This is a genomic window from Thermohalobaculum xanthum (genome assembly GCF_016623495.1).
GTDB lineage: Bacteria > Pseudomonadota > Alphaproteobacteria > Rhodobacterales > Rhodobacteraceae > Thermohalobaculum > Thermohalobaculum xanthum.
In genome coordinates this window covers 121784-146655 of sequence record NZ_JAEHHL010000002.1, presented here as the reverse complement: position 1 = coordinate 146655, position 24872 = coordinate 121784, and the positions used below count along the sequence as shown (strand labels likewise).

General features: G+C 67.9%; 22 protein-coding genes and 1 tRNA gene. 13 read left to right on the top strand and 10 right to left on the bottom strand.

Translation table 11 applies throughout. From position 1 onward, the window contains the following. Positions 1 to 65: 65 nt before the first annotated feature. Together H0I76_RS05640 and H0I76_RS05635 are read left to right on the top strand one after the other, a co-directional pair. On the top strand, positions 66 to 1151 hold the full coding sequence (locus H0I76_RS05640) for a polyamine ABC transporter substrate-binding protein (RefSeq protein ID WP_200608135.1): 1086 nt from the start codon (positions 66 to 68) through the stop codon (positions 1149 to 1151). A 138-nt stretch (positions 1152 to 1289) separates the two neighbouring features. After that, positions 1290 to 2351 (top strand): ABC transporter ATP-binding protein, encoded by a 1062-nt coding sequence (locus H0I76_RS05635; protein WP_200608793.1) that lies wholly within the window; start codon positions 1290 to 1292, stop codon positions 2349 to 2351. A 134-nt stretch (positions 2352 to 2485) separates the two neighbouring features. Here H0I76_RS05635 and H0I76_RS05630 read toward each other — a convergent pair whose 3' ends face one another. Beyond that, complete coding sequence (locus H0I76_RS05630) at positions 2486 to 2971, bottom strand: hypothetical protein (RefSeq protein ID WP_200608133.1); 486 nt, start codon at positions 2969 to 2971, stop codon at positions 2486 to 2488. 477 nt (positions 2972 to 3448) lie between these two features. Between H0I76_RS05630 and H0I76_RS05625 the strand changes: the two genes are divergently transcribed. Then, a complete protein-coding gene (locus H0I76_RS05625) occupies positions 3449 to 3823 on the top strand; it encodes a Crp/Fnr family transcriptional regulator (RefSeq protein ID WP_200608131.1) in 375 nt (124 codons plus the stop codon). A 112-nt stretch (positions 3824 to 3935) separates the two neighbouring features. Here the strand turns inward: H0I76_RS05625 and H0I76_RS05620 are convergent, their stop codons facing one another. Then, the gene (locus H0I76_RS05620) at positions 3936 to 4145 is read right to left on the bottom strand and encodes a cold-shock protein (RefSeq protein ID WP_200608129.1); all 210 of its coding nucleotides are present in this window, start codon (positions 4143 to 4145) and stop codon (positions 3936 to 3938) included. Positions 4146 to 4406: 261 nt separating this feature from the next. Between H0I76_RS05620 and H0I76_RS05615 the strand changes: the two genes are divergently transcribed. Then, the gene (locus H0I76_RS05615; protein WP_200608127.1) at positions 4407 to 4814 is read left to right on the top strand and encodes a hypothetical protein; all 408 of its coding nucleotides are present in this window, start codon (positions 4407 to 4409) and stop codon (positions 4812 to 4814) included. Between the two features lie 207 nt (positions 4815 to 5021). Beyond that, a complete protein-coding gene (locus H0I76_RS05610) occupies positions 5022 to 5513 on the top strand; it encodes a fasciclin domain-containing protein (RefSeq protein WP_200608125.1) in 492 nt (163 codons plus the stop codon). Positions 5514 to 5700: 187 nt separating this feature from the next. Here the strand turns inward: H0I76_RS05610 and H0I76_RS05605 are convergent, their stop codons facing one another. The 3 genes from H0I76_RS05605 to H0I76_RS05595 form a co-directional block, all read right to left on the bottom strand. Then, positions 5701 to 6720, bottom strand: coding sequence for a DUF4238 domain-containing protein (locus H0I76_RS05605; RefSeq protein WP_200608123.1), 1020 nt, complete (start codon positions 6718 to 6720; stop codon positions 5701 to 5703). Positions 6721 to 6726: 6 nt separating this feature from the next. Beyond that, positions 6727 to 8394, bottom strand: a complete 1668-nt coding sequence (ettA, locus tag H0I76_RS05600) for an energy-dependent translational throttle protein EttA (protein ID WP_200608120.1) — start codon at positions 8392 to 8394, stop codon at positions 6727 to 6729. Positions 8395 to 8533: 139 nt separating this feature from the next. Beyond that, positions 8534 to 9373 carry a polyphosphate kinase 2 family protein gene (locus H0I76_RS05595; RefSeq protein WP_200608118.1) on the bottom strand — a complete coding sequence of 280 codons (840 nt, stop codon included), beginning with the start codon at positions 9371 to 9373 and terminating at the stop codon, positions 8534 to 8536. 249 nt (positions 9374 to 9622) lie between these two features. Between H0I76_RS05595 and H0I76_RS05590 the strand changes: the two genes are divergently transcribed. The 3 genes from H0I76_RS05590 (at position 9623) to dacB (ending at position 13609) form a co-directional block, all read left to right on the top strand. Next, positions 9623 to 11155, top strand: coding sequence for an ABC transporter substrate-binding protein (locus tag H0I76_RS05590; protein WP_200608116.1), 1533 nt, complete (start codon positions 9623 to 9625; stop codon positions 11153 to 11155). 239 nt (positions 11156 to 11394) lie between these two features. Further along, positions 11395 to 11994, top strand: coding sequence for a nicotinate-nucleotide adenylyltransferase (locus tag H0I76_RS05585; protein ID WP_325166407.1), 600 nt, complete (start codon positions 11395 to 11397; stop codon positions 11992 to 11994). 97 nt (positions 11995 to 12091) lie between these two features. Further along, on the top strand, positions 12092 to 13609 hold the full coding sequence (gene dacB, locus H0I76_RS05580) for a D-alanyl-D-alanine carboxypeptidase/D-alanyl-D-alanine endopeptidase (protein WP_200608112.1): 1518 nt from the start codon (positions 12092 to 12094) through the stop codon (positions 13607 to 13609). On the opposite strand, the gene H0I76_RS05575 is transcribed toward dacB, so the two are convergent. After that, complete coding sequence (locus H0I76_RS05575; protein ID WP_200608110.1) at positions 13606 to 14310, bottom strand: glutathione S-transferase family protein; 705 nt, start codon at positions 14308 to 14310, stop codon at positions 13606 to 13608. The two genes, dacB and H0I76_RS05575, sit on opposite strands and share 4 nt — an antisense overlap. Further along, positions 14307 to 14741, bottom strand: coding sequence for a tellurite resistance TerB family protein (locus H0I76_RS05570; protein WP_200608108.1), 435 nt, complete (start codon positions 14739 to 14741; stop codon positions 14307 to 14309). The genes H0I76_RS05575 and H0I76_RS05570 overlap by 4 nt, the downstream gene beginning before the upstream one ends. A gap of 200 nt (positions 14742 to 14941) precedes the next feature. Between H0I76_RS05570 and H0I76_RS05565 the strand changes: the two genes are divergently transcribed. The 4 genes from H0I76_RS05565 (at position 14942) to H0I76_RS05550 (ending at position 20980) form a co-directional block, all read left to right on the top strand. Further along, positions 14942 to 16531: a lysine--tRNA ligase gene (locus H0I76_RS05565; RefSeq protein WP_200608105.1), complete on the top strand. Its 1590-nt coding sequence runs from the start codon at positions 14942 to 14944 to the stop codon at positions 16529 to 16531. Continuing rightward, positions 16528 to 16872, top strand: coding sequence for a hypothetical protein (locus tag H0I76_RS05560; RefSeq protein ID WP_200608103.1), 345 nt, complete (start codon positions 16528 to 16530; stop codon positions 16870 to 16872). Before H0I76_RS05565 ends, H0I76_RS05560 begins: the two co-directional genes overlap by 4 nt. Positions 16873 to 16957: 85 nt before the next feature. After that, positions 16958 to 17770 carry a DUF1194 domain-containing protein gene (locus H0I76_RS05555; protein WP_200608101.1) on the top strand — a complete coding sequence of 271 codons (813 nt, stop codon included), beginning with the start codon at positions 16958 to 16960 and terminating at the stop codon, positions 17768 to 17770. 123 nt (positions 17771 to 17893) lie between these two features. Continuing rightward, the gene (locus H0I76_RS05550) at positions 17894 to 20980 is read left to right on the top strand and encodes an AsmA family protein (RefSeq protein WP_200608098.1); all 3087 of its coding nucleotides are present in this window, start codon (positions 17894 to 17896) and stop codon (positions 20978 to 20980) included. Positions 20981 to 21091: 111 nt separating this feature from the next. Here H0I76_RS05550 and H0I76_RS05545 read toward each other — a convergent pair. Beyond that, positions 21092 to 21166: transfer RNA gene (locus tag H0I76_RS05545), tRNA-Val, on the bottom strand. A gap of 110 nt (positions 21167 to 21276) precedes the next feature. Between H0I76_RS05545 and H0I76_RS05540 the strand changes: the two genes are divergently transcribed. After that, positions 21277 to 22140, top strand: coding sequence for an N-formylglutamate amidohydrolase (locus tag H0I76_RS05540; protein WP_200608096.1), 864 nt, complete (start codon positions 21277 to 21279; stop codon positions 22138 to 22140). 330 nt (positions 22141 to 22470) lie between these two features. On the opposite strand, the gene H0I76_RS05535 is transcribed toward H0I76_RS05540, so the two are convergent. Continuing rightward, positions 22471 to 23730 (bottom strand): DNA polymerase IV, encoded by a 1260-nt coding sequence (locus tag H0I76_RS05535; RefSeq protein WP_200608094.1) that lies wholly within the window; start codon positions 23728 to 23730, stop codon positions 22471 to 22473. Positions 23731 to 23944: 214 nt separating this feature from the next. Further along, on the bottom strand, positions 23945 to 24664 hold the full coding sequence (gene pyrF, locus H0I76_RS05530; RefSeq protein WP_200608092.1) for an orotidine-5'-phosphate decarboxylase: 720 nt from the start codon (positions 24662 to 24664) through the stop codon (positions 23945 to 23947). Between the last annotated feature and the right edge of the window lie 208 nt (positions 24665 to 24872).

Below are 24872 nucleotides of genomic sequence, written 5' to 3'. Positions count from 1 at the left end.
TGGCGAGCGTTAAGCTTCCGCGGAATCGAGCCAGGAAAGGCTCGAAAAAACTCTGAGAGGTGATCATGACTCGTCTTCTTACCGGCACCGCGCTGGTTGCTCTGCTGGCACTCCCCGCGGCGGCGCAAGACAAGGTTGTCAACGTCTACAACTGGTCGGACTACATCGACGAGGAGATCCTGGCCGAGTTCACCGAGGAGACGGGTATCAAGGTCGTCTACGACGTCTTCGACTCGAACGACATTCTCGAGACGAAGCTCCTCGCGGGATCCTCGGGCTACGACGTGGTCGTGCCCTCGGGCAGCTTCCTCCAGCGCCAGATCCAGGCGGGCGTGTTCCAGAAGCTCGACAAGGCGAAGCTGCCGAACCTCGAGAACATGTGGGACCGGATCGCCGCGCGCACCGCGAAGTATGACCCGGGCAACGAGTACTCGATCAACTACATGTGGGGCACGACCGGCATTGGCTACAATGTCGATGCGGTGAAGGAGCGCCTCGGCACGGACACGATCGACTCGTGGGAAGTGATCTTCAACCCCGAGATCATCGCGAAATTCGCTGACTGCGGCGTTCACATGCTGGACGCGTCCGACGAGATGATCCCGGCCGCGCTCAACTACCTGGGCAAGGACCCCGACTCGAAGGACGTTGATGACATCCGCGAGGCGGCGGCGGTGATCGCCAAGATCCGCCCCTCGATCACCAGCTTCAACTCGTCGCCCTATATCAACGCGCTGGCGGATGGCGACGCCTGCATCGCCGTCGGCTGGTCGGGCGACATCCTTCAGGCGCGCGACCGTGCCGCCGAGGCCGGCAACAACGTCACCGTCGAATACGCGATCCCCAAGGAGGGGGCGCTGATGTGGTTCGACCAGATGGCGATCCCGGCCGACGCGCCGCATCCCGAGGAAGCGCTCGTCTTCCTCGATTACATGATGCGCGCCGAAGTGGCCGCAAAGGCGTCGAACTACGTCTACTACGCCAATGGCAACATGGCGTCGCAGCCTTTGCTGAACGAGGACGTGATTGGCGATCCGGCGATCTATCCCTCGCCCGAGACGGTCGAGAAGCTCTATGTCACCACGCCCTACGGGCCCAGCGAGCAGCGCGTCGTGACCCGCGAGTGGACGCGGATCAAGACCGGCTCGTGACCTGATTGCGCGCATCGTCCTGCTGGGGCGGTGCGCGCTTCGTCAATCCCTGAGTGGAGGCTGCCCGTGGCGGTTGCCGAGAAACGCGAGACGCCCGTCAAGCAGTGGCGTGACCCTGCGGCGGTGCCGCATCTGAGGATGGTCGACCTTGTGAAGCGTTTCGGCGACACGGTGGCGGTCGATCACGTGTCGCTCGACATCTATGGCGGCGAGTTCTTCGCCCTGCTTGGTCCCTCGGGCTGCGGCAAGACCACGCTCCTGCGCATGCTTGCGGGCTTCGAGACGCCCGATGCCGGCCAGATCCTGCTGGGTGGCGAGGATCTCTCGCGCATCGCGCCCTACGAGCGGCCGGTGAACATGATGTTCCAGAGCTATGCGCTGTTCCCGCACATGACGGTCGAGCAGAACATCGCCTTCGGCCTGCAGATGGAGAAGATGCCGCGCCCCAGGATCCGCGAGCGGGTCGAGGAGATGCTGGCCCTAACCCGGCTCGAGAAGTTCGCCCGCCGCAGGCCCGACCAGCTTTCGGGCGGCCAGCGTCAGCGCGTCGCCCTGGCCAGGGCGCTGGCGAAGAAGCCCAAGCTCCTGCTGCTCGACGAGCCATTGGGCGCGCTGGACCGGAAGCTGCGCGAGGCCACGCAGTTCGAGCTGGTCAACATCCAGGAATCGCTGGGCCTGACCTTCGTCATCGTGACCCATGACCAAGAAGAGGCGATGACCGTCTCGACCCGGCTGGCGGTGATGCGCGACGGCAAGGTGGCGCAGGTTGGCGAGCCGCAGGAGGTCTACGAGGCGCCGTCGTCGCGCTACGTGGCCGACTTCATCGGTGACGTGAACATTCTGGCCGGCAGGGTCGGCGAGGGTGGCGCGATCGAGTTGGAGGCCGGCGGCACGGCGCGCTGCGCCTCGGCGACCACGCGGCGCGCCGGGAGCGCGGTCGCTCTGGCGCTGCGGCCCGAGAAGATGTCGCTCGCCCTTGTCGAGGAGAGCGGCGAGCGCGGCGACAACACCCTGATCGGGCGGGTCGAGGACATCGCCTACCTGGGCGACATGTCGATCTACCACGTCCGCGTCGCCCCGGACACGCGGATCAAGGTCGCCCGCACCAACCGCTTCCGCGCGGCCGAGCGCGAGATCACCTGGGACGACGAGGTGAAGCTGGCCTGGGACGCCTCGGCGCTGGTGCTGCTCCAGGACTGATCCGGCCGCCGTCCGTGCCTGCGCGATGGCTTTCACGCGTGAAAGCGCGATCAAGCCCTTGACTTAAAACAATAACCGATCACGTGATAACTATCCCGCGGGGACGCTGATGCCGCCCCCGCGACGCGGTGCGTTCAGCCCCTCGCTTCGGGCGAGCGGACGCCGCGCTCGTCGAGGCCCGGTGCGTGGCCCGACACCTGCGGGCGGCCGACGCGCAGCCGGCCCCCTAGAGCGGTGCGGCCCATGCGGCCAAGCCGCGCCGCGCGCAGGCTTCGGCGCAGCGTGTGGTCGGTAACGCCGTCGCTGGACATCACCAGGCGGACCAGCGGGTCAGCCAGCAGCTCGTCGACCGGCTGCTTGCGCGACCGCCCGGCGCAGTGCTGGTCGCCCGCGAGCGCTGCGCAAAGCGCGCCCCACTGAACGGTGAGCGTCTCGGCCCCCGGCTCGGCGCCGAGGCGCAAAAGGACCTCGGTTTCGGGCGCCTGCGGCGTCTCGGCGCCGTCCCGGCGGCGCTGGCGCCATTCGATCCAGTAGACGCCCGCGGGCAGCACGCGGTTGCCGCAGGGAAATCGCACGGGGCGCGAGAACGTGATCGTGGTCTTCCTGAGTTCGTCCGCCATGAATCACCCGTCCTGGAGTTCAAAGGCTTGAGAAAACTCGAAAAAACGAGATCTGGAGAAAGCACCACTCAACGCTTCGAGTATGTTGTCTTGGGTGCCCGGCTGCAAGAGGGATTCAGGGGGCGACCAGTATTTTCCTGTTCACAGGCTTTACTTGTGGATTAAAGAAAATTTCAAAGAAAATTCATTGACTCAGGCGGAGAATCGACACCGCGAGGGCGCCGCCGCAATCCGCCCCCCGTGAAGAACGGGGCGTATCACTCTGATACAACTCGCGAGCGCGGCGGCGGTTCCGGGGTGGCCGGCCGTGCCGTGCCGACAGCCGTGCCCATCACCGCGCCGGCCAACACGGCACAGGGGGCCAAACCGCGTGCCGCCACGCGCGCCGCGCCGCGCGATCCGTGCTAGGCTTCGCGCCGCGAGGGTCGGCGCGCGGCCCACGGCCGCTGCGCGCGTTCAGGCGAAGGAGCGTGGCCGATGAGCGAGGTCCGGTTCAGGTCGGGCGAGACGATCTTCGAGGAAGGCTCGAACGGCACCGAGTGCTACAAGATCCTGTCGGGCGCCGCCGAGGTGCGGGTGCGCGGCAAGGGGCGCGAGCACTGGGGCATGACCATGGTCGCCGCGACCTGCGGCCCGGGCGAGTTCATCGGCGAGATGAGCGCCTTCGACGGCGCGCCGCGATCGGCCACCGTCGTCGCGGTCGAGGACATGACCTGCAAGGTCTATTCCGGCGAGGCGTTCCTGAAGCTGCTCGAGACGGACCACGAGGAGGCACTGGAATACCTGCGCGTGCTGGTGCAGCGGCTCAAGCAGAGCAATGTCAGCATGTCCTGGGGCACGCGGACCGGCTGAGGCCGCGCCGGACGCAGGGGGCAGGCATGAGAAAGGCCGGCGCAGAGATGCGCCGGCCTTGAAGGCTGCCGGAGGCGCGGCGCGATGAGGCGCGCGCCGTCGCGGCGGTATGTCAGTCGGCGAGCTGCAGGTTGCCGGCCGACTGGCGGCCGTCGCGGCCGGTCTCGAGGTCGAAGGTCACCTTCTGGCCGTCATCGAGACGGTCGATGCCCGCACGCTCGAGCGCCGAGATGTGCACGAACACGTCCTTCGCGCCGCCCTCGGGCTGAATGAAACCGAAACCCTTGGTGGCGTTGAACCACTTCACAGTGCCGTTGGCCATGTGAGTATCTCCTTTGTGATCGCTGCCCGCGATATGCGGCAGCCCGGCGCAGTCATGACAAGATCGAGTGACTGAAGCCGGTTAGGGAGACAGCAGTTCGATAGAGATAACGTCGCAGAGCCGATATGGCCGTTTCCGGCCCCAAATGCAAGGCAATCCCGCGTGGGCGCGCGTGAAGGGGACCGGCATCCGGGATATGATCGGCTCACGGGGAGGCCGCGATCCGGGCGGACCGGCCCCGGACCGAAGGGGAATTTTGCCATGAGGAATTTTCAGATGATCCTGGGCGGCTGCGCGGTCGCCCTTCTTGCCGCCTGCCAGTCGGGCGGCGAGCCCGCGGCACCGTTGCCGGCGGCCGAGGTCGCGGCCGCCAAGCAGCAGTGGGGCGGCAAGTGGGTCGGCAGCTGGGGCGACGGCTGCATGGGCTCGATCGAGGTGAGCGAGGTCACGGGCACGTCGGCCAAGGTCCTCTATTCATGGTGGAACTGCGGCGAGCGACCGCCGGGGAGCCAGATGGACCCGGGCTCGCCGATCTCGGGCGACACGCTCACGGTCGATGCGGGCTGGGCGCGCGTCACCTACGTGATGACCGGGCCCAACACGCTGCAGGCCAACTACACCTCGCGCCGCGGCGATGCACGGGCGACCTTCATCCGGCAGCTGGACTGAGGGCGGCGCTCGCGCGCAGGGCACGGCGCGGGGCAGGGTGCGGGGCAGGGTGACGGCGGCCCCGGCCCCGCTCGGCGCCGTTCGGGGCGGCGCTTCCGCCCTGTGGAAAACGTTCATTCCTCGCTGGGCGGCACGTTGACGGGCCGGGCGGCGCGGCTAGTTCGCCCGTCCATCTGTCCATTGTCGGAATGAACAAGGAGACCCCAGATGATCCGTGCCCTTCTCGTGGCCGGCGCGCTCGCGCTCGCCGCCTGCAGCCAGACGCCCAGCATGCAGGCCGCGGCGCCGCAGCCCGACATCGTCGACACCGCGGTCGCGGCGGACGACTTCAACACCCTGGTCGCGGCGGTGCAGGCGGCGGGCCTGGTCGATACGCTGAAGTCGGACGGGCCGTTCACGGTCTTCGCCCCCACCGACGCGGCCTTCGCCAAGCTGCCCGACGGCACGGTCGAAGCGCTGCTAAAGCCCGAGAACAAGGACCAGCTTGTCGCGGTGCTGACCTACCACGTGGTGCCGGGCAAGGTGATGTCGGCTGACATCGCGGGCCAGAAGCTGTCGGCCAAGACCGTGCAGGGATCGGCCGTCGCCATCGACGCGACCGGCGGCGGCGTCGTGGTCGACGAGGCCATCGTGACGACGGCCGACATCGAGGCCTCGAACGGCGTGATCCACGTCATCGACACGGTGATCCTGCCTTAAGGGTGGGGTGAGGATCGGGCGGGGCTTTCGGGCCTCGCCCGGTGGCGGAGCGGTTGGCCGCAGCCATCCGTCCGCCTTGAAGTCCGAGCGGGTGGGAGGAGGCAGAAGTGTCGGGCGTCGCGCAGGACGGATGGTTGGGCGGCTCGGTCGGAGCCGGCTTTCACTTCCGTTAAGCGCGCTGTCGACGTTATGTCAATTTAAGCAGTATCTCATCGAATAATAATCGCATCTCTTCTTCAGTTAATAATTGCGAGTTTTTTCCAATTAACTCGGATAGCTTAATATTTCGATTATTTTGCTCGCCGGCGATGAAAAAGCCATAGGAACAGCTCGCAGAATGGTAAGGTATTTTTCTCTCCACAACAACGCTCCCCTCGTTCTCCCCAATCAAGCACTTGGTGGGGGAGATTGGGAGGCAGACTGCTGTTAATTCATCTGGATTAGTCAGAAATGGTCTCCAAATTCCATTTTCTTCGACCGTAATTATGCTGTCTGGAAGAATAAAAATAGGATAATCTGCCTCAACCAATCTGAAAGAAAGATTAGAATATCGCTTAACACGCGGCTCCGGCGCTAGTTCCTCTTCTAAGAGCGTAATTTGCGCATTTCTTATCGAGTAATTGAGTGATTTTTTAATCTCAGAAAAGGATATTTCAAATCTATTCGAAATAATTGGGGCGTACTCAGTAATAAACTTTATAATTATAGATTTAATAAGTGGTTTCATAGTGACTATATTTGATGTAGTTAGCCCATTTTCTTTCAATATGTTTGTGATAACGTGTGGATTTCTCTCAAGGTGAGTTTCCAGCAATCGCATAAGAGTTTTGGGGCAGCTAAACCATTTGGCAGCCTCGTCCATAAGGGCGTCGGTAGAGTTGAGGAGGTTATTGCGAAAAGTCTTCGTTCTAATCTCGAAATGGACGATTAATTTCGGGATAAATTCGCAATATATAGGGCCGGAAGGATGGCATGATATTAATCGCAGGGCGGAGTGAATGCTATCTTCATAATGAGTGATTGCGTCATCTAGAGATGATGCGCCTTCGAAAGTGTAAAAATCTCTCTCAGCGCCAATATTTATGGTGTTTGTAAAAAAGTATCTCCCATCACGAAAAAATGTATGAACGTAGTTCTCGTTCTTTCGACGCGTTGAAAATCCACGCTGAAGGAGTTGTGGAATGAAATGTTGCTTTCTTCCGGCCAACAGGCGCTACCTCGCAAACTTCTTATACTTGATCCGCTTCGGCTCGACTGCGTCCGGCCCCAGCCGGCGGATCTTGTCTTCCTCGTAGGCCTGGAAGTTGCCCTCGAACCACTCGACCTTTGCCTCGCCCTCGAAGGCAAGGATATGCGTGCACAGGCGGTCGAGGAAGAAGCGGTCGTGGCTGATCACCACGGCGCAGCCGGCGAAGTTCTCGAGCGCGTCCTCGAGCGCGCGCAGCGTCTCGACGTCGAGGTCGTTGGTGGGCTCGTCGAGCAGCAGCACGTTGCCGCCGGATTTCAGCAGCTTGGCCATGTGGACGCGGTTGCGCTCACCGCCCGAGAGCAGCGAGACCTTCTTCTGCTGGTCGCCGCCCTTGAAGTTGAAGGCGCCGCAATAGGCGCGCGAGGGCACCTCGGCGTCGCCCAGCTCGATGATGTCGAGGCCGTCCGAGATCACCTCCCACACGGTCTTCGAGGGGTCGAGGTCGTCGCGGCTCTGGTCGACGTAGGACAGCTTGACGGTGTCGCCGAACTCGATGCTGCCGGCGTCGGGTTCTTCCCGTCCCGTCAGCATGCGGAACAGCGTCGACTTGCCCGCGCCGTTCGGCCCGATCACGCCCACGATGCCGCCCGGCGGCAGCGAGAACGACAGGTCGTCGATCAGCAGCCGGTCGCCATAGCCCTTGCGCAACCCGTTGATCTCGATGACTTTCGAGCCGAGGCGGGGGCCGTTGGGGATGATGATCTGGGCCTTGCCGACGCGCTCGCGCTCGGTGTGGCTGGCAAGCTCGTTATAGGCGTTGATGCGGGCCTTCGACTTGGCCTGCCGGGCGCGGGGGCTCTGGCGGATCCATTCGAGCTCGGCCGCCAGCGTCTTCTGGCGGGCCTTGTCCTCGCGGGCCTCCTGCTCGAGCCGCTTGGCCTTCTGCTCGAGCCAGGCCGAGTAGTTGCCCTCGTAGGGGATGCCCCGGCCGCGGTCGAGCTCGAGGATCCAGCCGGTGATGTCGTCGAGGAAGTAGCGGTCGTGGGTCACGATCAGGATCGTGCCCTTGTACTCGATCAGGTGCTTCTGCAGCCAGGCGATGGTCTCGGCGTCGAGATGGTTGGTGGGCTCGTCGAGCAGCAGCATCTCGGGCGCCTCGAGCAGCAGCCGGCACAGCGCGACGCGGCGGCGCTCGCCGCCCGAGAGGGTCTTGACCTGCGCGCTGTCGGGCGGGCAGCGCAGGGCCTCCATCGCCACGTCGATCTGCGCGTCGAGGTCCCACAGGTTCTCGGCGTCGATCTGGTCCTGGAGGGTGGTCATCTCCTCCATCAGCGCGTCGGAATAGTCCTCGGCCACCTTCATGGCGACCTCGTTGAAGCGGTCGAGCTTGGCCTTCTTGGCGGCGACGCCCAGCATCACGTTGCCGCGCACATCAAGGCTCTCGTCGAGCTGGGGCTCCTGCGGCAGGTAGCCCACGCGCACGCCCTCGGCCGCCCAGGCCTCGCCCTGGAAGTCCTTGTCGATGCCCGACATGATGCGCAGCAGCGTGGATTTACCCGCGCCGTTGACGCCGACCACGCCGATCTTCACCCCCGGCAGGAACGAGAGGCGGATGTTCTCGAAGCACTTCTTCCCGCCCGGATAGGTCTTGGAGACGCCATCCATGTGGTAGACATACTGGTAGCTGGCCATTCTCGATCCTCGACGGGTGCTGGGTGAACGCGCGCCTTATAGTGTAGGGGGGCGGCGCGGTTCAAGCGGCACCGGGGCGCGCCCGGCGCTGCCACGGGAGAAGCCGTCGGTGATGCCCTTAGGGCGGGCCTGCGGCGGCCTAGCGGGCCCGCCCGGCAAGGGCGTCGATCATGTCGTCCGAGAGCCCGAACTCGCTGCGCGCGGCCTCGATCACCCGAGGGTCGATCGTCGGTGGCGAGAGGTCGACGCCGCGGCCCAGCCGGCTGGCGATCTGGGTCAGCGCCGTGATGCGGGCGTGCTTCTTGTCGTTGGCGGCGATCAGCGTCCAGGGCGCGTGGCGGGTCGAGGTGCGTTCGAGCATGTCGTTGATCGCCGCCTCGTAATCCTGCCAGCGGCCGCGGTTGCGGAAGTCGTCATAGGTCAGCTTCCAGCGCTTCATCGGGTCGACGAGCCGCCGCTCGAACCGCCTGAGCTGCTCGTCGGGCGTGACGTGGAAGAACAGCTTCACGATGCGCGTGCCGTCGTCGGTCAGCATCCGCTCGAAGTCGTTGATCTCGCGGTAGGCGGCCTTCCAGCGGGAGGCGGGGGTGAGGTTCTCGACCCTCTCGACCAGGACCCGGCCATACCAGGAGCGGTCGAAGACGGAAATCGCGCCATTGGGCGGCAGGCGTTCGATGAAGCGCGTGAGGAAGTGGCGTTGCAGGTAGTACTTTCGCGGCGCGCTGATCGGCCAGACCTTGAAGCTGCGCGGGTCGAGCACCGCAGCGATCCGGCGGATCGCCCCGCCCTTGCCGGCGGCGTCCCAGCCCTCGAACACGACGACCGCCGAGTTGCCCGAGAAGAGATAGGCGTGCTGGATGCGCTGAAGCCGCTTCTGAACCCGCGCGAGCTTCTTCTCGTAGGTTTCGCGGTCGAGGCTCGGGCTCATGTCGAGGCGGTCGAGCGGGCGCTTCTTTTCCGTGGAGTTGCCGGTCTTCACGCGCGTCCTCCCACGATTTCTGGTCCGGGCAAGGGTCGGGGATCCGGTAGCGGGGCGCAACGCGTGCAAGCGCCGCAGCTTTCGCCCGGATGTGATCTCCCAAGTGCCGCAAATGGGCTGGCGCGACGCGGGATTTCGGGGAAGACTGGCGCGGCCGCGTCGCAAGCGGCGCAAACGTGACCGATGTCGGCCGGGGGCGGCTGCGTCACAGCGGACACGACCGAAAAGACCCCCGCAGGGAGTATCCTCATGAATGAACTCGACCGTCGCCAGCTTCTGAAGCTCGGGGCCGCGGGCGCCGCGCTTGTGGCGGCGCCCCGGGCCATGGCCCAGACGCCGAAGCAGGGCGGCACGATGCGCATCGGCAGGGCGCATGGCTCGACCACGGACAACCTGGATCCCGGCGTCTGGGAGAACGACTTCACCATCGGCCAAGGCTTCATCTATAACAACTACCTGACCGAGATCGACCAGAACAACGGACTGGCGCCCGAGCTGGCCGAAAGCTGGGAGGCGAGCCCCGACGCCAAGCAGTGGGTCTTCAAGATCCGCAAGGGCGTGACCTTCCACAACGGCAAGGACGTGACGCCCGACGACGTGGTGGCCTCGATCAACTATCACCGCGGGCCGGACTCGAAGTCGGCCGCTGCCGGAATCGTGAGCCAGATCGAAGATATCAAGGCCGACGGCGACAACGTGGTGGTGGTGCTGTCGGGCGGCAACGCCGACTTTCCCTACATCGTCTCGGACTATCACCTCGCGATCATGCCCGCCGCCGACGGCAAGATCGACTGGACGCAGGGCATCGGCTGCGGTCCCTACAAGATCACCTCGTTCGAGCCCGGCGTGCGCGGCACCTACGAGAAGCACAAGGACTACTGGAAGTCGGATCGCGCGCATTTTGATGCGGTCGAGCAGATCGCGATCGTGGATGCGGCGGCGCGCACCAACGCGCTGCTGACGGGCGAGGTCGACGTGATCGACCGCGTCGACCTGAAGACGGTCGCGCGGCTCAAGCGTGCCCCGGGCGTGGCGGTCGAGCAGACCAACGGCAATCAGCACTACACACTGCCGATGCTGTCGACGCAGGCGCCCTTCGACAACAACGAGATCCGGCTGGCGCTGAAGTATGCGCTGGACCGCGAGGAGCTTCTGCAGAAGATCCTGCAGGGCTACGGCACCCTGGGCAATGACCATCCGATCGGCCCGGCCAACACCTACCTGGCCACCGACCTCGAGCAGCGCGCCTATGATGCCGACAAGGCGAAGTTCCACCTCAAGCAGGCGGGCCTCGACAACCTCACGGTGGATCTGCACATGTCCGAGGCGGCCTTCGCCGGCGCGGTCGACGCAGGCATCCTCTACTCGGAGACCGCTGCGAAGGCCGGCATCACCATCAACGTGGTGCGCGAGCCCTCGGACGGCTACTGGTCCGACGTCTGGATGAAGAAGGGCTGGTGCGGCTCGTACTGGGGCGGCCGCCCGACCGAGGACTGGATGTTCAGCCAGGTCTACCAGTCGGGTGCGGACTGGAACGAGGCGTTCTGGTCGAACGAGCGCTTCGACAAGCTCCTCAAGGAGGGGCGTGCCGAGCTCGATTCCGACAAGCGGCGCGACATCTATCGCGAGATGCAGATGATCTGCCGTGACGAGGGCGGCTCGGTGATCCCGATGTTCTCGTCCTACGTCTTCGCGCGGTCCACCAAGCTGGATCACGGCGCGATGGCGTCGAACTGGGACATGGACGGTCACAAGCTGGTCGAGCGCTGGTGGTTCGCCTGACGGCAGCCTGACGGCAAAGAGGGGGCCGCGCCGGGGATGGCGCGGCCCTTTTCGCGGCAGCGCCACGATGTGCCGGCACCGGCGAGCCGGCCGGAGTGATGGTTTGGCCGCCGGGGATTTTCCGGCTTCCGCCGCCCGGTCCCGACAGCGCGCGTCCGGTCGTGCCCGGGCTTGACAGGGTGGCTGCGCCTCGCGCCACTAGGCGTCCTTGCGTCACAGAGCGGAAAGCGGCCGATCTCGTGCCACCGAGCGACCCAATCGCCTTCCCCGGCCAGCGGATCGGCCTTCTCGGCGGCTCGTTCGACCCGCCACACGAGGGGCATCTTCATATCACCCGCTGGGCGCTGCGCGCGCTTGCGCTGGACCGCGTGTGGTGGCTGGTCTCGCCCGGCAATCCGTTGAAGACCCGCGGCCCGGCGGAGCTTGCGCGTCGCGTGGCGGCAGCGCGGGCGCTGGTGCGGGACCCGCGGGTGCTGGTCACGGATATCGAGGCGCGCCTTGGCAGCCGCTACACCGCCGACACGCTGGAGCGGCTGAGCGCGCGCTATCCCGGCGTGCGCTTCGTCTGGCTGATGGGGGCGGACAACCTCGCGAGCTTTCACCGCTGGGAGCGGTGGGACGAGATCATCACGCGCCATCCGGTCGGCGTCATGGCCCGGCCCGGCGAGCAGCTCAGGGCCGGGCTCTCGCCGGCCGCGCGGCGTTTCGCGCGGCTGCGGTGGCCGCCCTCGGCGGCGGCGGGGCTGGGCCGGGACGGGGGCCCCGGCTGGGTGCTGCTGACCGGCCCGATGTCGGAGGCGTCATCGACCGGCATCCGGGCGCGCGGTCACTGGCCATGACTGCCGCCGCGATCTGAGGCGATCGCGCCGGGTGGCGCTTGCGCGGTGATGGGCACTCTGGGAGACTCGGTTCAGCGAAGCCGGTGGCGGAGACAGAATGACGACTGGAATTCGACGGCGGGCGGTTCTTGCGGGGCTGCTCGCCACGGCGCTGGCGCGTGGCGCCCTTGCGTTCGAGGCGCCGCTGCCAAGGCCGCGGCCGGGCGGCGCCCGGGGGGTGCCGGCGGTCGTGACGCTGCCGCAGGCGCCAAGCGGCGTCAGTTCGTGGCTGGTCGTCGACCTTGACCGCGGCACTATTCTGGACGCGCATGAGGCGCGCGTCCCGCAGGCGCCTGCCTCGGTCGCCAAGCTGCCGACCGCGGCCTACGCGCTCGAGCGGCTGGGCCCCGGACACCGGTTCGAGACGCGGCTTGCCATGCGTGGGCGCGTCGTGGGTGACCGGATCGAGGGGGACCTCGTGCTGGCCGGCGGCTGGGACCCCGAGCTGGACACCGACGCGCTGCTGCCGCTGGTGATGGCGTTGCAGAGGGCGGGCGTGCGGCGGATCACGGGGCGGTTCCTGGTCGATCCGGGGCACGCGCCCGAGATCGCCGCGATCGACCCGTCACAGCCCGAGGACGCGGCCTACAACCCCGCGATCTCGGGGCTAAACCTCAATTTCAACCGGGTGCGCGTCGAATGGCCGGACAAGGCAGGGCCTTCGGACATCCGCGTCAGCGCTAGGGCGCTGCGGCTCGATCCGGGGGTCAAGGGCGTGCGCGTCGTCGCCTCGGACGCACCGGACCTGAACGTCTTCGCCTATTCGACGCAAGGCGATTCCGAGGTCTGGCAGATCGCGGGGCGCGAGTTGAAGCGCCGGGGCGGACGCTGGCTGCCGGTGCGCCAGCCCGCGGCTTATGCCGGCGAGGTGTTCGCGGCGCTCTGCGCGACGCAGGGGATCGCGCTGCCCGAGGCCGTGCCGGGCGCCTCCGGACCGCAGGACGTTATCCTCGCCACGCAGCGCAGCGCGCCGCTGGTCGGGATACTCGAGGGCATGCTGCATCATTCGACCAACCTGACCGCCGAGGTGGTGGGGCAGGCGTCGAGCGGTGAGCTGGGCAGCCCCATGGGCTCCGCCGCGGCGATGAACCGGTGGGCCGGGGCGTTCGCGGGTTTCCCGGTCGACGATCCGGGCTTTGCCTTCGCCAATCACTCGGGCCTGACCACGCGCTCGCGCGTCTCGGCCGAGCGGATGGTGGCCTTCCTGCGCGCGGCGACGACCCGGCCCGTGCCGGAGGGGGCCGAGCGGACCGATCCGCGCCTGCCAGGAGGCGTTGCGCGGCTGCTGCGTCCCTATAACGTCGCGACCAAGGGCGACGGCCTCGACCACGACAAGCTGCTGATCGTGGCCAAGACGGGGACGATGGACTTCGTGCGCGGTCTTGCGGGTTATGTCATCACGCCCGGCGGCCGGCGGCTGGCCTTCGCGGTGTTCTCGAACGATCTCGACCGGCGCTCGGGCGGGGTGTCACACATCGACCGGGCCTGGATGGGACGCGCACGGGGCTTCGAGAAGGTGCTGCTGCAAAACTGGATCGCGATGGCGGACGGTGGCAAGCCCGGGTCGCGCGGCTAGCCCGTGATCTCGGCCGGCGGCAGCGCGGGACCGACCGGGTCGAGGAAATCGGCCGACGGGATCGACTCGGCGGCGAGCGCGCGCTTCACGGCGGGGCGCGTGCCGAGATGCGCGAGGAGCGCGCCTACGCGCCCCGTCGGCGCCGCGCCAAGCGTCGCGGGGCCGGCGCTCGGGTAGAGCCGCGCCCAGCGCAGGCAGGCCGCGAGATAGAGATCGGTCAGCAACGGCGCTGGGCCCGCCGGCCAGTTACCGGATTCCATGGCTCCCTCGACCAGCGCGACATGCTCGGCGACGCGGCGCGACAGGCCGGCGCGCAGCTCGGGCACCGTCGCCTCGCTGACATAGCGGTGCGTGTAGAACGCCGCACGAAGATCTGCGTGCAGCGTGTTCGAGATCCAGAACAGCCAGCGCAGGAAGGCGGCCCGGGTGGCCGGGTCGCGGGCATCAGGCCCCTCGGGCCCGAGCCGGCCCGTACGGTCGGCGAGGTGCAGCAGGATCGCGCCGGTCTCGAACAGCACGAGGGGGCCGTCCTCGAGCACCGGGATCAGGCCCTGGGGATTGAGCCGCAGGTAGGACGGGCTTCGGTGCGCGCCGGCCGAGCGGTCGAGCCGGACCGCCTCGAAGGGCAGGCCAAGTTCCTCGAGCGCGAGGCGGACGACCAGGTTGGCGCTGTCGGGCGACCAGTGAAGCCTGAGCGTCACGCGCTTTCCCGCGGCTCGAGCCGCTGGTGCCGGGCCCGGGCGCCGCGCTCGATCGCGGCCGAGGTGAGCCGGTCGACGCCGAGGTCGTAGCGCAGGATCTCGAGCAGGCGCAACTCGGTCATCTCGACCTTGCCGTCGGCGGCCGAGACGTCGCAGGCCAGCGCGTAGGCGGTCTCGTGCAGGTGATCGGGCAGGGCCTGGTCGACGAGGCCGACCAGCGCGTCGATGCCGTCCTCGTCCTCGAACAGCTCGTGCACGAGGCCGATCACGTTGCTCACCCGGTCGCGGTCATAGCCCTGGAACACCGGCAGGATGTCGATGATCGAGAAGATCCACGCGAGCTCCCGGTCCGAGACGCGTTCATCGGCGGCTGAGACGGCGATCATCACGGCCACGAGGGCGTCCTGTGGGCTGAGGGAGTCGATGGTCATGGGGCCTCGCTCGGGGGATGGTAACAGGGTGTCGCGAGCCGGAGAGTAGGGTGTGCCGGACGCCCGCACAATATCTTGGGGCGCAAAGCTGCCATCTCGCCGCGGTTTGCGCGCTCGAACGCAGTTGACCGCGGATGCGCCCGGCACTAGCACTCGGCGCCGGACCCAACCGGGCCGAACCCATCTTGAAGGTGAACGAAATGACGACACTGCGTGACTTCGCCCTGAACGCCAAGGCCTGGCCGTTCGAAGAGGCGCGCAAACTCGTCAAACGCTTCGAGAAGCGCCCGCCCGAGAAAGGCTATGTGCTGTTCGAGACCGGCTATGGGCCGTCGGGGCTGCCGCATATCGGCACCTTCGGCGAGGTCGCGCGCACGACGATGATCCGGCACGCCTTCGAGACCATCTCGGACATCCCGACCAAGCTTCTGTGCTTCTCGGACGACCTGGACGGGATGCGTAAGGTCCCCGACAACGTGCCCCAGCCCGAGATGCTGCGCGAGAACCTGCAGCGGCCGCTGACCTCGGTGCCCGACCCGTTCGGCGAGTACGAGAGCTTCGGCCACCACAACAACGCGATGCTGCGCCGGTTCCTCGACACCTTCGGCTTCGAGTACGAGTTCGCCTCGGCGACCGACTACTACAAGTCCGGCAGGTTCGACGAGATCCTGCTGCGCGCGGCCGAGAAGTACGACGACATCATGGCCATCATGCTGCCCAGCCTGCGCGAGGAGCGGCAGAAGACCTATTCGTGCTTCCTGCCGATCTCGCCCACCAGCGGGCGCGTGCTTTATGTGCCCATGAAGGAGGTGAACGCCAAGGACGGGACCATCACCTTCGAGGGCGAGGACGGGCGCGACATGACGCTGCCGGTCACCGGGGGCAACGTGAAGCTGCAGTGGAAGCCCGACTTCGGGGCGCGCTGGGCGGCGCTGGGGGTCGATTTCGAGATGTACGGCAAGGACCACGCCTCGAACACGCCGATCTATGACGGGATCTGCAAGGTGCTGGGGGGCACGCCGCCCGAGCATTACATCTATGAACTGTTCCTCGACGAGAACGGAGAGAAGATCTCGAAGTCGAAGGGCAACGGGCTCACGATCGACGAGTGGCTCACCTATGCCTCGACCGAGAGCCTCGGCTACTTCATGTACCAGAAGCCGCGTACCGCGAAGCGGCTGTTCTTCGACGTGATCCCGCGGGCGGTGGACGAGTATCACCAGCAGCTTCGCGCGTACGAGACGCAGGACGAGGCCAAGCAGATCGAGAACCCGGTGTGGCACATCCATTCGGGCAACCCACCGCAATCGGACCTGGCCGTCACCTTCGCGATGCTGCTCAACCTCGCCTCGGCGGCCTCGGCGCGCGACAAGGACGTGCTGTGGGGCTTCATCCGGCGCTATGCGCCCGAGGCCAGCCCCGAGACGCATCCCGGGCTCGACGCCGCGGCCGGCCACGCGGTGCGCTACTTCGAGGACCGCGTCGCGCCCTTCAAGCGCTACCGCCTGCCCGACGCGAAGGAACGCGCGGCACTTGCCGACCTGCGGGGAAGGCTGGCCGCGCACGAGGGCGCGCGCGATGCCGAGACGCTGCAGGACATCGTCTTCGCAGTCGGAAACGAGCACGCCTTCGAGCCGTTGCGCGACTGGTTCAAGGCGATCTACGAGGTGCTTCTGGGCGCCGAGCAGGGACCGCGCTTTGGCGGTTTCGTCGCGATCTACGGCGTCGACGAGACCATCGCGCTGATCGACCGGGCGCTCGAGGGCGCGCTGGTGGACGGACCGGCATGAGCGAGGCCTTGGTCTGGGGCGGGCTTGTCGTCGTCTTCGGCGGCGTGATCTGGGGGCGGATCGTCCTGTCGGCGGCCGTCGAATGCATTGCCTCGCGCTTCCCCGAGGTGTTCCGCATGCTGTCGGACTACGGGACGCCGATCCTCAAGAACTTCTCGTCCGAGGAGAAGAGGGTAAGCCGGGGGCTCGCGGCCAAGATGCTGACGGGTTCGCTGCCGCCGGATCTGCGGCGAGACCCGCAATATGCAGCGATCGAGCGCAGCTGGCGGCTGTCGGTGCTGGCGATCGTGGCGGGCTTCGGGCTGGTCTGGCTGGGCTTTCGCATGGCGATGCCGGCCTGAGGACGCCGACCGGGCCGCGACCCGCGGCCCGGATCCTCCGCGCAGGACCCTCGACAGACGCCGCGCAAGGCCGCAGGCTTGCTCAATGCGGATCCGTCTCCTCCCCGCCGCGCTCGTGCTCGTCGTCGCCGTGGTCCTGCCGGCGTCGCGTGCGTCTGCGTCCGACTTCGCCGTCGATGTCGAGCTGGTGCTTGCGGTCGATGTCTCGCGCTCGATGACCTTGCGCGAGCTCGAAATCCAGCGGCGGGGGTATGCCGCGGCGCTGGCGAGCCGCGAGGTCGTCGAGGCCATCGAGACCGGCGGCTACGGCCGCATCGCGCTCACTTACGTCGAGTGGGCGGGCACGGCTTTGCAGAATGTCGTCATCGACTGGACGCTGATCGCCGGGCGCACGGACGCCGAGGCCTTCGCGGCGCGGCTCACGGCTTCGGCTCCGACCTCGATGCAGCGCACCTCGATCTCGGGCGCGCTCGACTTCGCCGTCCGGCGCTTCGACGGCAACGGCTATGACGGGTTGCGCCGGGTCATCGACGTGTCTGGCGACGGGCCGAACAACCAGGGGCGGCCGGTCACGCGGGCGCGCGACGACGCAGTCGCGCAGGGCATCGTGATCAATGGCTTGCCGCTGATGACGCGCGAGGGGCTTGGCACCCAGTGGCATCTCGACGATCTCGACATCTATTACCGCGAGTGCGTGATCGGCGGTCCCACTGCCTTCATGCTGCCGGTCGTCGAGTGGGAACATTTCCAGCAGGCCGTGCGCAACAAGCTGGTGCTCGAGCTTGCCGGCTGGCCGGTTCCGGACCCGCCGGCCGCCTTGCTGCCGGCCTCCGAGAGCGGCTATGATTGCCTGATCGGCGAGAAGATCTGGGACAACCTCTACGGCGACTGGAACTGAGAGGCCGTAGCGCGGTGCTCGCCGTCCCGGGGGTTGCCCCGGCACCTACGCCGCTCGGGTCGCGAAGGGATTGATGCGCGGCTGGAAATCGGCGCAGTGGCGCAGTGTCAGGAAAGTGCTGCAATGCGACGTCTGATCCGCTTCCTTGCCTACCTCGTCGCCGCGCTTGCGGCCGCCGCGGCCGCTGCGGTGGCGCTGGTCGTCTTCATGCCGCGCGACCAGGTCGCGGCGATCGTCTCGCGCGAGGTCGAGCGTGCGACCGGCCGTCAACTGGTGATCGAGGGCGAGTTGTCGCCGTCGGTCTGGCCGGTCCTGGGCGTGTCGACCGGACCGATCCGCCTGGGCAATGCCGAGTGGGCACACGCGCCCGAGATGGTCACCGCCGCGGGGGTCGAGATCGGGGTCGATCTCGCCTCGCTGGTCGCGGGCGATATCCGGGTCGAGCGCCTGCGCCTTCTGGACCCGGTGATCGCGCTCGAGATCGCCGAGGACGGCCGGAACAACTGGTCCTTCGGCCAGGGGGCGGGTGGCGAGAGCGCCGGCGACGCCACCGGCGCGGCCGATGCTGCTGCGACGTCGCCAAAGGGTGACGCCGAAAGGCTGCGCATGGTCGCGCTGCCCGCCGCCGAGATCGTCAACGGCCGCGTGAGCTTCAGCGACGCCCGGACCGGACGGGTTCTCGCGGTCGACACGCTCGATCTGGGCGCCGAGTTCGAGGCGCTGGACCAGCCGGTGACGGTGAAGGCGAGCGGCGTTTGGCAGGGGCGCAAGGCGCAGGTGGACCTGCGGCTGGAGACGCCGCAGGCGGTAATGGATGGGCGCGAGGCGGCGGTCGACGCCCGGATCGAAGGAGAACTGGGAACGGTATCCTTCACCGGAACCGTGGCCGGTCTCGACGACCCGCTGCCGCGCGTGTCGGGCTTCTACGAGCTCGACGCGCCCGATCCGGGGCTGATCATGTCGGCGCTGGGCCGTGCGCCCGATCCCGCGCTGGCGCCACTGGGGGCGGTGCGGCTGGACGGCAAGGCGACGAGCGGCGACGCCGGCCTCGATGTCAGCGCGAAGGGGCGGGCCGTCTGGCGCGCGCGCCCCGTCCTGGTCGATCTGGAGTTCAGCACGCCCGAGCCGGCGGCCGATGCGCCGCGGGGCGACCTGACCCTTTCCGCGCAGAGCGAGGGCATCGGCAGCCTGAGTTATGCGGGGCCTGTCACGCTGGGCGCCGATGGTCCGGAGCTCGACGGGCGGCTCGAGGCCGATCTCGCCTTCCCCGGGTCGGCCCTGAGCTGGGCGCTCGGTGCTGCGCAGATGCCCGAGCTCGCCGAGCTTGGCGCCGTCTCGGCAAGGACGCATCTGGGGCTGTCTCAGAGCGCGCTGCGCATCGACGGCGACGCAAGCGCCGTCTGGCGTGGCCGGAAGATCGCCTTCGACATCGACGCCGAGAGCGGCGCCGAATGGTCCCGCGGCGGTGCCGTGAAGGTTGGCCTGTCGGCCAACGCCCCGGGAATGATCGAGGCGCGCGCGGAAGGGCGGTTCACGCCCGGCAAGGAGCCCTCGTTCAACGGCCCGGTGAAAGTCTCCACTCCGGACCTTCGCAGCCTTCTTGCGTGGGCCGCCGGCGAGGCCCCGGATGCCCCGGCGGGGACGCTGGGCCCCGCCCGCCTTGCCGGGACGGTCGAGATGGGCGGCAATCGCCTCGACATCCGCGACCTCGACGCGGGTCTGGACAGCACCGAGGCCAGAGGCAGCGTCACGATGGCACTGGGTGCGACGCCACCGACCCTGACGGCCTCGCTGACGGCGGGCGATCTCGACCTCACGCCTTTCATGGGCGGGTCAGGGGGCGGCGGCGGCGGCGCGGGAACCGGATCGGGCGGCGCGGCGCCTTCGCGCACCGATGGATGGAGCAGCGAGCCCTTCGATCTCTCCGGCCTGAACGGGGTGAACGCCACCGTCAGCATCGATGCGGCCTCGATCAAGGCCGGCGAATTGCGGGCCGGCCGGAGCCAGCTGCGGATCAGCCTGCAGAGCGGCCAGCTGAACCTCGAGATCCGCCGGCTAGACCTTTACGGCGGCGGCGTGAGTGGATCGGCCGCCTTCGGCGGGCGGGAGATGGCGCGACTGGCGACCGATCTCGATATCAGCGGCGTCGATCTGCGCCCGTTGCTGAGCGCGCTGGGGGTGACCGACCGGCTTGAGGGCCGCGGCGCGCTGCGCCTTCAGGCGCAGGGGCAAGGGCGCTCGATGGCAGAGTTGATGCGCAGCCTTGGCGGCAAGGGCGCGCTCAACCTGGCGGATGGCGCGGTCCTTGGGATCAACCTCGCGGCCATCGCCCAGAACCTGACGGGTCGCAATACGGCCGAGCGCACCGATTTTTCCTCGGTGAGCGGCAGCTTCACGATCGACAAGGGTGTCCTTTCGAACAGCGACTTCGCCTTTCTGGGGCCGCTGCTGCGGGTCACGGGGGCCGGCACCGTCGATCTTGGCGCGCAGCGCCAAGATTTCATCCTCACGCCGAAGGCGGTCGCGTCGCTGGTGGGGCAGGGCGGGGTGCTCGGTGCCGCGGGCTTCACGATCTTCCCGGTCCGCGTGACCGGCACATGGAGTAATCCCAAAGTCGCCCCTGATCTGGCTGGTGCGATCGGGCGCATCGCCACCTCGCCCGTGGGCGTGGCGGACGGGCTGCAGGAGGTGGTGACTGGCGTGTCGGTCACCGAGCTTCCCAGCGAGATCATCAGAACGCTGACTGGGCGCGAGCCGGCATCGTCGGGCACCGATGCCGGCACAGGCGGCACCGCCGGGGAGACGAAGCCGCGCGGCCTCGTCGGCGGGCTTCTGGGCGGGCTGGTCGGGGCGCTGGATCCGCGCCGCGGAAAGGACGCCGAGGCGCCCCAGACGCCGGCAACTGCCGCGACGGCGCCGGCCGAAGCCCTCCCGCCGGAGCTGGCCGCCGATCCGGTGCCCATCGGTGGCAGTGCACTCGCTCCGCCGGCAGCACCGCTGCCGGCGACCAAGGGAAGTCCCGCGGCGGATATCGAGGGCGCTGCCACCAGCAGCGGCGCGGCCGAGCCCGAGGCCACCGCCAACGGTAGCGGCCCGGAACCCGTGCCGGCGCAGGACGAGCCCGCGGCCGAGCCGCCGCGTCATCAAAGCCTGGAGGAAGAGGCGGTCAAGAAGCTGGGCAACATCCTGCGCGGATTCGGCAAGAACTGAGCCCGCCCGGGCCTTGCGACACGTCCCGGAGCCGAGCCCTACAGAGCAGCAGCGCACCGGTGATCGGTGTGCGGGAGTGCCCTCGGTAGGTCTTCAAGTGCTTGGGAAATATGGTGGGCGCGGCTGGGATTGAACCAGCGACCCCTACGATGTCAACGTAGTGCTCTCCCACTGAGCTACGCGCCCTGTCCATCGGGGTGGGAAGGCGTATAATCCCGCCCGGTTCGGCGCGCAACCCCCTATTGGCCTGAGCGAAAGGGGATGCGCAGGAGGGGCGGAGGCACTAGAGTGGCGCCATGAGCGAGCGTGAACCCTTTGTCCTGTTGGAGCCGGCAGCCCTGCTTTCGGGCGTGGTCTTCAGTTCGCCCCACAGCGGGCGCGACTATCCGCCTGAACTGGTTCTCCGCTCGCGCCTCGGGATGCCCGCGTTGCGCGCGTCCGAGGACGTCCTTGTCGACCAGCTGTTCGGCGATGCGCCGCAGAGCGGGGCACCACTGCTCAGTGCGACCGCGCCGCGCGCCTGGCTCGACCTCAATCGCGCACCAGCCGAGTTCGATCCTGCCCTGATCGAGGGCGTTCGGCCGCAGGGGCTGAACCAGCGCGTCGCGGCGGGTCTTGGCGTGGTGCCGCGCGTGGTCTCGGAAGGCGCCGAGATCTACAACGGCAAGATCAGCTTCGCCGAGGCCGAGGAGCGGATCGCGCGCATTCATGTTCCCTACCATCAGCGGCTCGAGTCGCTGCTCCAGCGGGCGCGCGAGCGTTTTGGTGCGGCGGTTCTGTTCGACTGTCACTCGATGCCGACCGAGGCGTTGCGGGCGGCGCCCAGGGTGCATGGTCGCACGCCCGAGGTCGTTCTGGGCGATCGGTTCGGTGCCTCGGCGGGCCGCACGGTGATGGCCGCGACGCAGGCCGCGTTCGAGCGCGCAGGCTTCGTCGTCGCGCGCAACGCCCCCTTCGCGGGCGGATATATCACTCAGCGCTATGGGCGGCCTGCGCGCGGCTTCCACGCCGTCCAGATCGAGATCGATCGTGGGCTTTACCTCGACCAGAAGGCGCTCGAGCCGCTCGACAGCTTCGACGCGCTGCGCCAGCGTCTCGCCACCGTCGTGGCCGAGCTCGTGCGGATCTCGCCCGAGCTCGGGGCCATGGCGGCCGAGTGACGCAAGCGCCTTTTCGGCCTCGCTCGACGACTCGGCTTGGCGGGCTTTCCCCCTAGGATCACACAAAAAAAAGGCCGGGTTGCCCCGGCCCAAGTCTAAGGGAGGAAACGCCCAGGAAGGGCGGCGATGCCGAAGCACCGCTGTCAATGACGTTAAGTGTGCACCGCAACAAAGACAAGAGTGCGCGTGCGAAATATCGCTGAATTTCGAAGAAAAACGAAGATCTCGCGGGTCGGTTCGGCATGCATGCCACAGACGCCGAAACTTTGGGCAATGTGCCTGCGCGGTTGATGCTTTGGCGGGCCGCGGGAAAACCACCCGAGGCGCGACTCAGCGCAGGCCGCGGCCGCGGATGATGGCGTCCCTGCCGAACCGGGCGCGAATCTGGTCGGTCGCCCGCTCGGCGCGGTCGGTCGGGCTGTCCGCGACGGTGAAGAGGGCGTCGTCCTCGCGCGTCACGGACTCGGGCTCGAGCGCGCCGATGCCGACCCCGATCAGGCGGAACGGCGCGTGGTCCATCGCGCCCGCGAGCAGCGGCTCGGCCGCGCGGAAGATGGTCTCGGCGAGGTTGGTCGGACGCTCGAGCCGCATCTGCCGGGTGATCTGGCGGAAATCCGCGCCCTTGAGCTTGACCGTCACCCCGTGCCCGACGATGCCCTTGGCCTTGGCGCGGTCGGAGGTGCGCAGCGCGAGGCGCCACAGGTGGCCGGTCAGCGCGTCCGCGTCGGCGATATCGTCGTCGAAGGTGATCTCGGAGGAGATGCTCTTGGGCGCCTCGTTCGGGCTGACGCGGCGGCGGTCGATGCCCTGGGCGAGCTCCCACAGCCGCTGGCCGGCGCTGCCGTAGCGGGCGGTGAGATGCACGGGATCGGCGGCGGCAAGATCGGCATTGCGGCGCAGCCCGTCGGCCTCGAGCTTCGCCGCCATGGCCGCCCCCACCCCCCAGATCGAGCGCACCGGGCGCGGCGCGAGGAAGGCGCGCGTCTCGGCCCGGCCGATGACCGAGAAGCCGCGCGGCTTGTCGAGGTCCGAGGCCAGCTTGGCGAGGTACTTGTTGTGGCTGAGCCCGACCGAGACGGTGACCCCGACCTCGTCCTCGATCTGCTGCGCGAGCCGGGCCATCGAGAGCGCGGGCGGCGCGCCGAAGAGCCGCTGCGTGCCCGAGAGGTCGAGGAAGGCCTCGTCCAGCGACAGGGGCTCGACGAGGGGCGTCAGCGCCTCCATCCGGGCGCGGATCTGGCGGCTCACGGCGGCGTAATGCTCCATCCGCGGGCGGAGCACCACGGCGTCGGGGCAGAGCTCGATCGCGCGGAACATCGGCATGGCCGAGCGCACCCCCGCGATCCGGGCGATGTAGCAGCAGGTCGAGACCACGCCGCGCCGCCCGCCGCCGACGATCAGCGGCCGATCCGCGAGCGCGGGGTCGTCGCGCTTCTCGACCGAGGCATAGAAGGCGTCGCAATCCATGTGGGCGATCGAGAGGCTGCCCAGCTCGGCATGCGCCAGCACCCGCCGCCGCCCGCAGGCCGGGCAGCGTGGGCCGGGGTCATGGTCGAACCAACTCAGACAGTCGCGGCAAAGGGCCTCCATGCAGCCCAGACTAGCAGGTTGCCGGGCGGGGAGGGAGAGGGCTGCGGGGAGGGGCTTTCACGCGTGCAAGGGAAGATAAGCTATTGAATATAAGATAAAATATCCGCGACAGCGCAGAGAATGAATCCCAAGTGGTGCGCCTTGGACGAGGCGCGCTGCTCGTCCTGAGCCTTGGGGCCGGGGGCGTTGCGCCCGGGGCGCGGGCAGCGCGCGGTCAGGCGATCTCGGCGAGGATGGCCTCGGCGGCGGCCTTCGGGTCCGGCGCGGCCCAGACCGGGCGGCCGACGACGATGTGATCGGCGCCGGCGGCCAGCGCCGCGGCGGGGGTGGCGACACGCTTCTGGTCGCCCAGCGCGGCGCCGGCGGGGCGCACGCCGGGGGTGACGATCAGCCGGCCCGCGGCCTCGGGCAGGGCGCGGATGAGGGCGGCTTCCTGCGGGCTGGCGATCACGCCGTCGGCGCCGGCGGCCAGCGCGCGGCGGGCGCGCTCGAGCGTGATCTCGGCGGTCTCGCCCGGCTGGATCAGCATGTCATCGAGGTCGCCCCGGTCGAGCGAGGTCAGCACCGTCACCGCGAGGATGCGGGTCGGCGCGTCGCCTCGCCCCCGGATCGCCGCGCGCACCACGTGGGGGTCGCCATGGACGGTGAGGAAGTCGAGCCCGAAGCCCGCGAGCCCGCGCACCGCCGCCTCGACCGTGGCGCCGATGTCGAAGAGCTTGAGGTCGAGGAAGACTCGCTTGCCGCGCGACTTGAGCTCGGAGGCGAGCGCAAGCCCTCCGCCGGTCAGCATGCCAAGCCCGATCTTGTAGAACGACACCGCGTCGCCAAGGCGGTCGGCCATCTCCTCGCCGGCTAGGGCGTTGGGGACGTCGAGCGCGACGATCAGGCGGTCGTCGGCGGTGTGGGCGGCCGGCTGGCGGGCTGGGACGGTCATGGCGGGCTCCTTTCGCGGGCTGTGAGGGTCTGATGCCAGCCGGGCGCGGTGCTGGCAAGAGCGCCGGCGGGGCTTGACGCAGGACAAGGCGCGGCTGTGGCGGATGCGATTGCATGCGACCGGGCCGATTGCCACGCCGGGGCCGCTTGCGGAAGCGTTGCACAAACACCACATTCGTGTCGGCGGGCAGGCTTCGGATGTCCGCGGA